The 13,455-nt window shown below is 44.3% G+C and carries 10 protein-coding genes and 1 pseudogene; 7 read left to right on the top strand and 4 right to left on the bottom strand.

Features of this window, described 5'->3' with window-relative positions; genetic code table 11:
• Positions 1-27: 27 nt before the first annotated feature.
• Together FZ952_RS04145 and FZ952_RS04140 are read right to left on the bottom strand one after the other, a co-directional pair.
• The gene (locus tag FZ952_RS04145) at positions 28-702 is read right to left on the bottom strand and encodes a DUF1129 domain-containing protein (RefSeq protein WP_148880714.1); all 675 of its coding nucleotides are present in this window, start codon (positions 700-702) and stop codon (positions 28-30) included.
• A gap of 18 nt (positions 703-720) precedes the next feature.
• Entirely contained in the window at positions 721-1,665 is a 945-nt protein-coding gene (locus FZ952_RS04140) for a magnesium transporter CorA family protein (protein ID WP_037617873.1), read from the bottom strand.
• Positions 1,666-1,787: 122 nt separating this feature from the next.
• Here FZ952_RS04140 and uvrA point away from each other — a divergent pair, with 122 nt between their 5' ends.
• From uvrA to nusB, 5 genes are all read left to right on the top strand, one after another.
• Positions 1,788-4,619 carry an excinuclease ABC subunit UvrA gene (gene uvrA, locus FZ952_RS04135; RefSeq protein ID WP_148880713.1) on the top strand — a complete coding sequence of 944 codons (2,832 nt, stop codon included), beginning with the start codon at positions 1,788-1,790 and terminating at the stop codon, positions 4,617-4,619.
• Positions 4,620-4,772: 153 nt separating this feature from the next.
• The gene (locus FZ952_RS04130; protein ID WP_148880712.1) at positions 4,773-5,834 is read left to right on the top strand and encodes a M24 family metallopeptidase; all 1,062 of its coding nucleotides are present in this window, start codon (positions 4,773-4,775) and stop codon (positions 5,832-5,834) included.
• 61 nt (positions 5,835-5,895) lie between these two features.
• Positions 5,896-6,456 carry an elongation factor P gene (efp, locus tag FZ952_RS04125; protein WP_037617878.1) on the top strand — a complete coding sequence of 187 codons (561 nt, stop codon included), beginning with the start codon at positions 5,896-5,898 and terminating at the stop codon, positions 6,454-6,456.
• A gap of 30 nt (positions 6,457-6,486) precedes the next feature.
• Positions 6,487-6,876, top strand: a complete 390-nt coding sequence (locus FZ952_RS04120) for an Asp23/Gls24 family envelope stress response protein (RefSeq protein ID WP_148880711.1) — start codon at positions 6,487-6,489, stop codon at positions 6,874-6,876.
• Positions 6,869-7,294: a transcription antitermination factor NusB gene (nusB, locus tag FZ952_RS04115; protein ID WP_148880710.1), complete on the top strand. Its 426-nt coding sequence runs from the start codon at positions 6,869-6,871 to the stop codon at positions 7,292-7,294. Before FZ952_RS04120 ends, nusB begins: the two co-directional genes overlap by 8 nt.
• Positions 7,295-7,860: 566 nt before the next feature.
• Here nusB and FZ952_RS11740 read toward each other — a convergent pair.
• Both FZ952_RS11740 and FZ952_RS04110 read right to left on the bottom strand, forming a co-directional pair.
• Positions 7,861-8,012: pseudogene (locus tag FZ952_RS11740) on the bottom strand (IS30 family transposase); the annotation flags it as partial.
• Positions 8,013-8,054: 42 nt separating this feature from the next.
• On the bottom strand, positions 8,055-8,267 hold the full coding sequence (locus FZ952_RS04110; RefSeq protein WP_262366325.1) for a helix-turn-helix domain-containing protein: 213 nt from the start codon (positions 8,265-8,267) through the stop codon (positions 8,055-8,057).
• Positions 8,268-8,539: 272 nt separating this feature from the next.
• On the opposite strand from FZ952_RS04110, the gene FZ952_RS04105 reads away from it, so the two are divergent.
• The gene (locus tag FZ952_RS04105; protein ID WP_148880709.1) at positions 8,540-12,322 is read left to right on the top strand and encodes a pullulanase; all 3,783 of its coding nucleotides are present in this window, start codon (positions 8,540-8,542) and stop codon (positions 12,320-12,322) included.
• Positions 12,323-12,523: 201 nt separating this feature from the next.
• Positions 12,524-13,455 (top strand): transposase (locus FZ952_RS04100; protein ID WP_148880708.1); only part of this gene is annotated, 932 nt, incomplete at its 3' end.

Below are 13,455 nucleotides of genomic sequence, written 5' to 3'. Positions count from 1 at the left end.
TTGTAAAACCTCTTTTTGATATGCTGATTAATATCTCGCTGGCCCCATCGTCGCACTCTTGATATTGAAGCGCTTTTTGAGGTAGAAACGGAGTGCTAGAGTGATTCCTCCGATGATAGCAACTACGATGTTTGAGAAATGTGGGTTGAGAAAGTCAGGGAGCAGGCTAGAACCAACGATTGAAAGAGTCCAAAGGGCAATGGCTCCTACCATGATTAAGATAGACTTTAGCAGATGTGGTCTTTGGCTGCGCTCTGTATTTGGTCCATAAAAGCGGTAAATAAAATTATAGAGAGCATAGAAAGCGAGGCCACCGACAAGGCTTCCAAATACAAGGGTTGTCATCCCATAAACAGATGGTTGAGAAGATGCTAAGTTGACGATGGAAGTCAGAACGGTGAAGAAACCGAAGATGAAGAGGACGGAGTCCAACATCATCCATTTTGGATCGTCATTTTCCTTTGGATGTTCGGCATCGTAACGTTCTTTTTCAGTTAGGGAAGAGGCCCAAGTAGTTGGGGCTCCGTAGAGGCCGCGGGCAGTGATTCCCTTGGTTTGATTTTCCAAAATTTCTGGAATAATTTCTTCTAAGATGGTTTTAATTTCTTGGTCCGACTTGCCATCTTTGAGCAACTGGTGGGTGGCAATGTGGATAAATTCCTTGTTTTTCTTACTGAGTTTGTCTAATGATACTTGTGACATAGGTATCCTTTCTGATGATTAGAATAATTTTTTATGGAAAAGGTAAAGGGTTAGAGAACCGCTCATAGCAAAGGCGATGAACATGATAATCCAAAAGGCATGCGGTTCGCCATTTAGAGGGAGCTCATTGTTTTTGAAGTTCATGCCGTAGGCTGAAAAGATCATAGTCGGGATGGACATGACAACCGTCACCAAAGCCAGTGTTTTCATGATATTGTTCTGGTTGTTGGAGATGATAGAGGCAAAGGTATCTGTCATGCTGTGGAGGATATTTCCGTAAATATCGGCCATCTCAATGGCCTGCTGGGTCTCAATCAAGGTATCTTCCAGCAAGTCCTCGTCTTCCAGATATTTCTTGATATTACTGGTGGCACTAGTCAGCTTCTTAATCACGCGCTCATTGGTTTTGAGGGAGGCCTTGAAATAGACGATGGTCTTTTCAAGCTCCATGAGCTCAATCAGCTCTTCATTTCGCGTGGATTGGTGCAGCTGGCTCTCAATCTGTTCGCTCTTGCGGTCAATGGAGCGCAGGGCTGTCAGGTATAGTTCGGCATTGCGGTAAAGAATCTGAAAGATAAAGCGTGACTTCATAAAGGTATAGAAGTTGCGCAAGCGGCGGCTGATAAAAATATCCAACAGAGGCAATTTTTCTAAACAGGTGGTGATAATGGCCTCTTCGGTGATGATAATACCAAGCGGAATGGTGATGTAGTAGGTTTTGTTGTTTCTTTCCTCTGTGATAGGGACGTCTACGATAATCAGTGTGTAGTCATCTTCGATGGTAACCCGAGACATTTCTTCCGCATCGAGCGGAGCCCGCAGGTCTGCAATGTCAATGTTAAAGGCATTAGCAATTTCTATAGATTCACTCTGAGAAGGATTGACCATATTAATCCAAGTTCCGGCTTCAAGTGTATCAATTTCTTTGAATTCGGTTGTTGTTGATAAAAATACTTGTTTCATGTCTCCTCCTAGAATTATTTTTACACACCGTCTTATTATACTACAAATTCCGATTTTTGGGACAAAAGATTGCAGAAAATTTTGCTATAATAGAGGAAGTTTAAAGGTAAAGTGTGGAATAAATGCAAGATAAAATTGTGATTCATGGAGCGCGAGCTCATAATTTAAAAAATATTGATGTCGAAATTCCGCGGGACAAGCTGGTCGTGGTGACCGGTTTGTCTGGTTCGGGCAAGTCTAGTCTGGCTTTTGACACCCTCTATGCCGAAGGGCAGCGCCGCTATGTAGAGAGCCTGTCGGCCTATGCTCGCCAGTTTTTGGGCAATATGGAAAAGCCGGATGTGGACTCGATTGATGGTCTTAGTCCAGCCATTTCCATTGACCAGAAGACGACCAGTAAGAACCCCCGCTCAACGGTAGGAACTGCGACTGAAATCAATGACTACCTGCGCCTGCTCTATGCTCGTGTCGGGACGCCATACTGTATCAATGGTCACGGAGCTATTACCGCTTCGTCTGTTGAGCAGATTGTTGACAAGGTTTTGGAATTGCCAGAGCGTCAGCGTTTGCAGATTTTGGCGCCGGTCATCCGCAAGAAAAAGGGTCAGCATAAGACCGTTTTTGATAAGATTCAGAGAGACGGTTATGTACGTGTGCGCGTGGATGGGGATGTCTACGATGTGACGGAAGTGCCAGAGCTTTCTAAGAGCAAGCAGCATGATATTGAGGTCGTGGTAGACAGAATTGTTATCAAGGAAGGGGTGCGCAGCCGTCTCTTTGACTCGGTCGAAGCAGCTCTGCGGATTGCTGAGGGTTATGTGGTGATTGACACGATGGACGGTCAAGAGCTGCTCTTTTCGGAGCACTATGCCTGTCCAGTTTGTGGCTTTACGGTGCCAGAGCTAGAGCCGCGCCTCTTTTCTTTTAATGCGCCTTTTGGTTCCTGTCCGGACTGTGATGGTCTGGGGGTTAAGCTGGAGGTGGATCTAGATGTGGTTGTGCCAGAAGCTGGCAAGACCTTGCGCGAAGGAGCGCTTGCGCCTTGGAATCCCATCTCCTCCAACTACTATCCGCAGATGCTGGAGCAGGCTATGGCAGCCTTTGGCATTGATATGGATAAGCCTTTTGAGGAGCTGACGGAGGAAGAAAAACAGCTGATTTTCTTTGGTTCAGATGGGCGGGAGTTCCATTTCCACTATGAAAATGAATTTGGCGGTGTGCGCGATATTGACATTCCTTTTGAGGGGGTTGTCACTAATATCAACCGTCGCTACCATGAAACCAATAGTGATTTTACTCGGACGCAGATGAGGACTTATATGAATGAGCTGACTTGTGCGGCTTGCCACGGCTACCGACTCAGTCCTCAGGCCTTGTCTGTCAAGGTTGGCGGCGAAGATGGATTGCACATCGGTGAGATTTCAGACTTGTCCATTGCAGATCATTTGCTTCGGTTGGACAAGCTTAGCTTGACTGACAATGAAGCGACGATTGCTCGGCCGATTCTAAAGGAAATCCATGACCGCCTGACCTTCCTTAATAATGTTGGGCTCAATTACCTGACTTTGTCTCGCTCGGCTGGGACTCTATCAGGGGGTGAGAGTCAGCGGATTCGCTTGGCGACCCAGATTGGCTCTAATCTGAGCGGTGTCCTTTATATCCTGGACGAGCCCTCTATTGGCTTGCACCAGCGTGATAATGATCGCCTGATTGCCAGCCTCAAGAAGATGCGCGACCTGGGCAATACCCTCATCGTGGTCGAGCATGATGAGGACACCATGCGGGAGGCCGACTGGCTGATTGACGTGGGACCAGGAGCCGGTGTTTTCGGTGGTGAAATCGTCGCAGCCGGCACTCCTGCACAAGTGGCTAAGAACAAGAAATCCATCACAGGCCAATACCTGTCAGGTAAACGTGAAATCCCAGTACCATTGGAACGCCGTGTAGGTAACGGTCGCTTTATTGAAGTGACAGGGGCTCAGGAAAATAACCTGCAGAATATCACGGCCAGATTCCCCTTGGGCAAATTTATCGCTGTGACAGGAGTTTCTGGGTCTGGTAAGTCAACGCTGGTCAACTCTATCCTTAAAAAGGCCATTGCACAAAAACTCAACCGCAATTCTGCCAAACCAGGTAAGTTCAAGAAAATCTGCGGTATTGAACATGTGGATCGGCTGATTGATATTGACCAGAGCCCAATTGGACGTACACCGCGCTCTAATCCGGCTACCTATACTGGAGTCTTTGACGATATTCGCGATCTGTTTGCCAAGACCAATGAAGCCAAGATTCGTGGCTACAAGAAGGGTCGTTTCAGCTTTAATGTCAAGGGCGGTCGCTGTGAGGCCTGCTCGGGTGATGGGATTATCAAGATTGAAATGCACTTCCTGCCTGACGTCTATGTGGCCTGCGAGGTCTGTCACGGCACCCGTTATAATAGCGAGACTCTAGAAGTCCACTACAAGGAGAAGAATATCGCTCAGGTTCTAGACATGACGGTCAATGATGCGGTAGAATTCTTCCAGCATATTCCGAAGATTGCCCGCAAACTCCAGACTATCAAGGACGTGGGGCTAGGCTATGTGACTCTGGGGCAGCCAGCCACAACCTTGTCGGGTGGTGAAGCCCAGCGGATGAAGCTGGCCAGTGAGCTTCACAAGCGCTCAACTGGCAAGTCCTTCTATATCTTGGATGAGCCGACTACGGGTCTTCATTCCGAAGACATTGCCAAGCTCCTTCATGTGCTATCACGCTTTGTGGACGATGGCAATACAGTCCTCGTCATTGAGCACAATCTGGATGTTATCAAGACAGCTGACCATATCATTGACTTGGGACCAGAAGGCGGTGTCGGTGGCGGTACAATTATTGCGACGGGTACACCAGAGGAAGTCGCAGCCAACCCAGCCAGCTATACTGGCCAATATTTGAAAGGTAAGCTACACATAAAATAATTCATCAAAAATCCCTGTTCTTTTCTAAAGACGGGGATTTTCCGTGTCGGAGAATGCTCGTTGGATTCTAAGTCCTAGATAAGGCTTATAAAAAATGCCCTATTTGACTTGTTTTTTGATATAATAAGCTTAGTTATTTCATGGAGGTATTGAATGATATCAAGAGTTGAAAAGTTTGAAGCTGCATTAGCTCAGACGGAATGTGATGCTGTCCTAGTGACAAATCTGAAGAATATTTACTATCTGACTGGTTTCAGCGGGACAGAAGCGACGGTTTTCATCAGTAAAAAGCGCCGAATTTTCTTGACGGATGCGCGCTATACCCTGATTGCTAAAGGAGTAGTTCAGGGCTTTGACATTGTGGAAACGCGCGATGCGATTGGGGAAATTGCCAAAATCGTTGCGGACGACAAGCTGCAAAAAATCGGTTTTGATGATGAGATTTCCTATGCTTACTTTAAAATGCTGGAAAGTGTTTTTGCTGGTCATGAACTGGTGCCGATGACAGGTTTTATTGAAAAGCTGCGCATGATTAAGGATGCCCAGGAAATCGAGACCATTCGCAAGGCCTGCCAGATTTCGGACCAAGCCTTCTTGGATGTGCTGGACTTTATCAAGCCTGGTGAGACGACGGAGTTGGCTGTCATGAACTTTTTGGACGCTCGCATGCGCCAGCTAGGGGCTTCAGGTGCCTCCTTTGACTTTATCATTGCTTCGGGTTACCGCTCTGCTATGCCTCATGGTGTGGCCAGTGACAAGGTGATTCAGAAGGGTGAAACTCTGACCATGGACTTTGGCTGCTACTACAATCATTATGTCAGCGATATGACGCGGACTGTTCATGTGGGGCAGGTGACGGATGAGGAGCGGGAGATTTATGATATTGTCCTGCGCAGTAATCAAGCCCTGATAGAAGCAGCCAAGGCTGGGCTTAGCCGAATTGATTTTGACCGGATTCCGCGGCAGATTATTAACGATGCTGGCTACGGTCCTTACTTCAGCCACGGGATTGGCCATGGTATCGGTCTGGACATTCATGAGATTCCTTACTTTGGCAAGTCAGAAGAGCCGATTGAAGCGGGCATGGTTCTGACAGATGAGCCAGGGATTTATCTGGATGGGAAATACGGTGTCCGCATCGAAGACGATCTCCTCATCACCGAAACAGGCTGCGAAGTCCTAACTCTTGCGCCGAAAGAGTTGATTGTTATTTGAGAATTGTCAGGCTTTATGGTACAATAAAGAGTAAATTATTTATTAAAGAGGTAAAAAACAAATGATTGAAGCAAGCAAGCTGAGAGCTGGAATGACTTTTGAAACAGCAGATGGAAAACTCATCCGCGTGTTGGAAGCAAGTCACCACAAACCAGGTAAGGGAAATACAATCATGCGTATGAAATTGCGTGATGTCCGTACAGGCTCTACTTTTGATACTAGCTACCGTCCAGAAGAAAAATTTGAACAAGCGATTATCGAAACAGTACCAGCACAATACTTGTACCAAATGGATGATACAGCTTATTTCATGAATACTGAGACCTATGACCAATACGAAATTCCAGTAGTCAATGTAGAAGAAGAGCTGAAATTCATCCTTGAAAACTCAGACGTGAAAATCCAATTCTACGGAACAGAAGTGATTGGTGTAACAGTGCCGACAACTGTTGAATTGGTCGTAACAGACACACAACCGTCAATCAAGGGCGCAACTGTAACAGGTTCTGGTAAGCCAGCTACTCTTGAAACGGGTCTTGTCGTCAACGTACCTGACTTCATCGAAGTTGGTCAAAAACTGATTATCAACACTGCAGAAGGAACTTACGTTTCTCGTGCGTAATTTCACTCTTTCAGATAGAAAGGAATTCTTATGGCAAACGAACAATTAGGCGAAATCGTCATTGCGCCACGAGTTTTGGAAAAAATCATTGCCATTTCTACGGCAAAGGTGGAGGGCGTTCATTCTTTTGCGAATAAAAGCATGTCAGACAGCCTCTCTATGCGCACGCTCGGACGCGGTGTTGCTCTTCATACTGATGAAAGTGGCGATGTGACGGTTGACATCTACCTGTATCTGGAGTACGGTATCAGTGTGCCAACAGTTGCAGTTGCGATTCAAAAAGCGGTCAAAAGCGCTGTTAATGATATGGCTGAGGTGGAACTGTCAGCGGTGAATATTCACGTTGCAGGCATTGTCCCAGAAAAATCTCCAAAACCAGATTTGAAAGATCTATTTGATGAGGATTTCCTCAATGAGTAAGGTAGTTGTAGATTCAAGACGTGATTTACGGGAGAGAGCATTTCAGGCTTTAATGAGCTTGGAATATGATGGAGATACAGTTGAGGCTTGCCGCTTTGCTTATCTACACGATAAGGAAGAAGAGGAGCAAGTTGAACTCCCTCTCTTCTTGCTCAATCTGGTCAATGGCGTCATGCAATCCAAGAGTGAGTTAGATGACAAGATTGGTCGGTATTTGAAGGCTGGCTGGACCCTGGATCGCTTGACTCTAGTAGAAAAAAATATTCTGCGCTTAGGTTTGTATGAACTAGTGGAATATGATGAAACTCCGCAGCTTGTCGCTGTCAACGAAGCGATTGAATTAGCAAAAAAATTCTCAGATGAAAAATCAAGTAAGTTTATCAATGGGATTTTGAGTCAATTTATAACTGAAGAATGAAGATTGGGGTGCCTGCCTCAGTCTTTTTTACTTTTTGCCAGTTGTAGTTGCAGACAAACTGTAGAAAAGCTTCCGTTATAGAGGTCTATGGCTGGAACAGCCTATCTTGCTATATGTTAACGGCAACCTAGGTCTCGGCTGGGCACTTTTGCTATAGTTTTGTGGCAACCTAGACCTCGGCTGGCCGTTTTCCTATAGTTTCATGGCAATCTAGGCCTCAGCTGGTCGCTTTTTCTATAGATTCATGGCAATCTAGGCCTCGGTTGGTCACTTTTCCTATAGATTCATTGTAACTTAGGTCTCGGCTGCTCACTTTTCCTATAGATTCATGGTAACCTAGGTCTTGGCTGGTCACTTTTCCTATAAATTCATGACAATCTAGACCTCGAACACTCTTTTCATATCTGTTTATAGGATAAATCGCTCTTCGGTCAACCTGTCGTCAAAAGTAAGTGTCGGATGAGGGGAAAATTTTGTGTCTTTTCCTTTTGAAGGAGAGGAGGAAGAGTTAGCAGGAGGATATATTTTTTGGGGATAAATTGAAATAAAAAGTACAACCTTTTTAAAACTTTATCTCTAAGTGCTTTAAATGCTGTCTTGTGACTCAGGCATTTTCTGGGAGGATGATTAATAGCCAGTAGGTATCATTAAGTGATTTTTCAGTAATTGTTGCCAAATCAGTTTTCTTCGGGAAACACTCACGAAGAAGACTATTGGCGATCGAGAAAAAGGTGTTTGACAGTATTACTTAAATGATGATCTATTTCAAGCTTTCTCTTTCGTCCACAATGTGATTTTGCAAGTTTATAAGCTGCTTATGCTTTGTTGGGAGTTTAGTATGACGTTTCCATTCCCGACTAATGCTGGAAGGATGACGATGAAGTAATTTTCCGATTTGAGAAAAATTTAGTCCTTTTGTACGGTAAATCAGAATAATTTCACGCTCATCTATGGTAAAATGGTGATAGCTCATAAGATTTCCGTTCGTAACTAGTTGGTTCAATTCTATTTTACTAGAAAATCTTATGAGTGTTTTATTGTGCACTTATATTGTATATTCAAGAGTTAAAACTTCAAATGATACTTGCTTATCCTTTGAAAGGAATCTGAAATCATACATAAAGTTTTGGAATAAAAAATAATATCTGAAAACCTTTACATTTCAATAGATAATCTGTATAATAAATACAGAAAACGTTTGCATACGTATTTTCTATAGGAAAAAATAAAGGAGTTTTTTTATTTATGAAAAGAAACTATCATCTACAGTCTCGGACGAGTGAAAAGCGTCATTATTTTGGGATTCGTCGCTTAAAAGTCGGAGTCGCATCTGTTGTGATTGCTTCTGGCTTCCTCTTTGGAAGTGCCCAGTTAGCCAAAGCTGATGAGACAAGTGCTTCAGCAACCCCACTAACAGAAGCAGTCTCAGCAGCGGATTCGGAAGTTTTGCCTAAGTCAGCAGATGAAGCAAAAGCCGAGAAAGTGGATAGTTCAACCAAGAAAGAAAGTTCAGAACAGGGAGATTCAGGGCAAGCTGCTTTAGCAGAGGCGATGCCAAGTCAGTCTCCTGAAAATACAGAGGTACAGGAGTCGACAGGTGCTAGTGCAGCTTTAGAAGCAACTGGGCAGGAAGCAAAGGAAGTTGCAGCGTCTAGTGAAAAAGACAAACAAGAGGCTGTTAGTCAGCCACTTGTTTCGGAAGCTTCTGCAAAAACTGCTATTGAAGAAGGTCATATTCGTTTCCATTTCAAAACCTTACCATCGCAGAATCTGGATAGCTTAGGTCTGTGGACTTGGGATGATGTTGAAACGCCTTCTAGTCAAAAGGGAGGCTGGCCGACCGGAGCGACCAGCTTTGCAACAGCCAAAAAAGATGATTATGGCTATTACCTTGATGTTAAAATGGCTGAGAAAAGAAGCAAAATCAGCCTTCTAATCAATAATACAGCAGGTCAGAATATTACGGGTGATAAGACAGTTGAACTGCTCAGCCCGCAAATGAATGAGGTTTGGTTTGACAAAGATTATAATCCTCATACCTCCGAGCCTTTGAAAGAAGGAATGCTTCGGATTAACTACTATCGCACAGATGGTCAGTATGATAAGAAATCCCTCTGGCTCTGGGGAGATGTGCAACATCCAGGTCAAAATTGGCCAGATGGCGTAGACTTTGAAAAGACTGGGAAATACGGTCGCTATGTTGATGTTCCCTTGAAAGAAGCTGCAAAGATGATTGGTTTCTTGCTTTTAGATGAAAGCAAGTCCGGTGACGATGTAAAGATTCAAAATCAGGATTATAATTTTGCAAATTTGGGGAAGACCAGCCAGATTTTCTTGCGTGATGCGGATCCAACGGTTTATACCAACCCTTACTTTGTCAATGATATCCGCATGACAGGAGCCCAGCATGTTAGCTTGACAGAGATTGAGGCGACCTTCTCTACCTTAGAAAATGCTAAAAAAGAAGATATTCTGAAAAACCTAAAAATTACCAACAAAGATGGCGGAGAAGTCGCTGTTAAAGATGTGGTTCTGGATCCTAAGAATAAAAGCGCAAAATTGATCGGTGATTTTAACCAAGCTCAGTCACCTTATCTCATCAAATATGGCAACGACCAATTCAAAACCAGCATGAATTGGCAACTGAAGGACAGTATTTACAAGTATGATGGCGAATTGGGAGCGCGTGTTTCTCAAGCGGGCAAACAAGTGGACCTAACCTTCTGGTCACCAAGTGCGGACCAAGTTGATTTGGTAGTCTATGACAAAGAAAATCAGAATAAGGTTGTTGGTCGCCTGGCTATGCAGAAAGGTGAGTCTGGCACATGGACCAGCAGCCTGACGCCTGAGAGCGGTCTAGGAATTTCTGACTATCGTGGGTACTTCTATCATTATGAAATTACTCGCGGCGGCAAAAAATTCCTTGTGCTGGATCCTTATGCTAAGTCTTTAGCCGCTTGGAACAGTGAAGATGCGGACAAGGGAGATGCCTACAAGATTGCCAAGGCGGCCTTTGTAGATCCAAGTGAATATGGACCAAAAGACTTAACTTATGCCAATATTCCGAACTTTAAGAAGCGGGAAGATGCTTTGATTTACGAGGCACATGTCCGTGATTTTACTTCAGATCCAACTATATCCAAGGATTTGAAATCTCAGTTTGGAACCTTCTCAGCTTTCATTGAGAAATTGGATTATTTAAAAGAACTAGGAGTGACCCACGTTCAGCTCTTGCCAGTTCTGAGTTACTACTTTGTAAATGAGCTGAAAAATGCTGAGCGCATGGACAAGTACGCTTCCAGCAACAGCAACTATAACTGGGGCTATGATCCGCAAAACTACTTCTCGCTGACGGGCATGTACTCCAGCACACCGACAGATCCAGCTAAACGCATTGAGGAATTTAAAAATCTTGTCAATGAAATTCATAAACGTGGTATGGGCGTCATCATGGATGTGGTCTATAATCATACGGCTAAGACCTCTATCTTTGAAGATTTGGAGCCCAATTACTACCACTTTATGGATGCGGATGGCACACCGAGAACCAGCTTTGGTGGTGGCCGCTTGGGGACTACCCACTATATGAGCAGACGGGTCTTGGTGGATTCGATCAAGTACCTGACAGAGCAGTACAAGATAGATGGTTTCCGCTTTGATATGATGGGGGACCATGACGCAGAGTCCATCCAAAAAGCCTTTGAAGAAGCTAAAAAGCTCAATCCAAACCTCATTATGCTGGGTGAGGGCTGGAAGACTTATGCAGGTGATGAAAATAAAGCAGTCCAACCTGCTGACCAAACTTGGATGAAGTCAACAGACACGGTAGCGGTCTTCTCAGATGATATTCGCAATACCTTGAAATCGGGTTATCCAAATGAGGGAACACCAGCCTTTATCACTGGCGGTAAACGCAATGTGGAAAATGTCTTCAAAAACATCAAGGCGCAGCCAACCAATTTTGAGGCGGATAGCCCAGGGGACGTGATCCAATACATTGCGGCCCATGATAATCTGACACTCTTTGATATCATTGCCCAGTCAATCAAGAAAGATCCGGCAGTCGCTGCTAATAATCAAGAGATTCATCGCCGTCTGCGTCTGGGAAATCTGATGATGCTGACTTCGCAAGGAACTCCATTCATCCACTCTGGTCAAGAATACGGCCGGACCAAGCAATTCCGTGATCCTGCCTATAAATATCCTGTTTCCGAAGACAAGGTTCCAAATAAAGCGCATTTGTTGACCAATGAGGACGGCACGCCCTTTGACTACCCGTATTTCATTCATGATTCCTATGATTCAAGTGACGCGGTCAATCATTTTGACTGGATCAAGGCGACTGATGCGGAGAAGTTCCCTGAAAATGCCAAGAGCCGTGCCTATATGAAAGGCTTGATTGCCCTGCGCAAATCAACGGATGCCTTTACCCGCGGCTCCAAAGCAGAAGTGGATCAAAATGTGACTCTCATTACCCAGCCTGGCAAGGATGGCATTGAGAAAGAAGATCTTGTCCTTGGCTACCAAGTAGTTGCTTCGAATGGCGATATTTATGCAGTCTTTGTCAATGCGGATAAAAAGGAGCGAAACTTCAACTTTGGTGAAGCCTACAAACATCTAGCAGGCGCAGAGCTTGTGGCTGATGGCAATACCGCAGGAGTCACAGCTATTTCGAATCCAGCTGGTGTCACTAGAAACAGTAATGGCTTGACTCTAGCTCCGCTGACAGCGACAATTTTGCGGATTAAAAAGGCGAATCCAGCTCAAGAAGAAAAACCTCAAGACACCGCTAAAGACATTCAACAAGAACAGTCTGCTGCTTCAGCTAAAAACAGCGCCCAAGCTTTATCATCAAACGGACAAAAACCTCTTGCTTCAGGGGTTTCAGAGGTAAAAGAAGCGACCGGTCAGACTGGTCAGGCCGAAAATACTTTGCCAAAAACTGGCACAAGAGCTTCTCTATTGGCAGTTCTAGGTGGCTTCCTGATATTCTTAGCCGGCCTGCTAACTTTTAGAAAGAGACAGTAACCATTCGACTCTGCAGTACAATGCTTCCTTGTGTAGCTTTGTGAGAAATCGCTGTTTCGAAGAAACGATAGATAAAGAAGAGTCTGGGACAATAGTCCCTTTGCTACAAAAAAAGCAACGGATTTGCCGTTGCTTTTTGCATGGTTGCGATAGTCTTGCTAAAATAGAATTGCCCAATAAACCATTTAGAGAGGCTATCCCATGCACATTCACTATAACACAAATCAAACGACTTTACCACTAGAACTTGCTTGCATTTTACCACAAGGCCACATCGTCTTTACCATTGAAAAAGTGGTGAATACATTGGAGGAACGTCACTTCCACGCTTTCTATCATAACTTCGGTCGGCCGTCTTATCACCCTAAAATGCTTGTATCTGCTCTTCTATTTGCCTATTCACAAGGGATTTTCTCTGGTCGAAAAATCGAAAAAATGATGATTGAAAATCTGGCTATGCAGTACCTAACAGGGCAGTTGGTTGTCAGCTATCGTACCATCAATCGCTTTCGAGTCGCTGAAGGAATGGAAGACCTCATTCGTGATCTTTTCATCGACCTCAATCTTCGTTTGAAAATGGAAGAGTTAGTGACTTTAGATTGTCTGTTTATTGATGGCACTAAGATTGAAGCCAACGCCAACAAGTATAGTTTCGTATGGAAAAAGGCCACAGACAAATTTTCCGTCAAACTTCAAGAACAGATACAGGTCTATTTCCAAGAAGAAATCACACCCCTTATCTATCAGGCGATTGCGCTGGATGAAAAAGAATCGATTACCTCAGAACAGTTGACCGAGTTTGCTCAAGTCCTTGAAGAAGAATTGGCAAAACTGAGCCAAGACATTGAGGAGATACCCGTTAAAGGAAAGGATGAACGTAAAACTCAACGTCGTAAACTCAAGAAAGTCCTGCGTAAAGTCAAGGATGATTTTTCAGTACGTGCTAGAAAATATGAGAGCTATCAAGAGACATTTGACGGGCGTAACAGCTTTTCTAAAACAGATCCAGATGCCACTTTTATGCGGATGAAAGAAGACCACATGAAGAATGGTCAGCTCAAAGCTGGTTATAATCTTCAAATCGCTACTGAAAACCAATTTGTTCTTCACTATGATGTCTTCTCAAATCCGAC

The sequence above is a fragment of the Streptococcus sp. Marseille-P7376 genome, from assembly GCF_902460385.1.
Taxonomy (GTDB): domain Bacteria; phylum Bacillota; class Bacilli; order Lactobacillales; family Streptococcaceae; genus Streptococcus; species Streptococcus sinensis.
The sequence above is the reverse complement of the archived record's forward strand: the minus strand, read 5'-3'. Positions and strand labels throughout refer to the sequence as shown.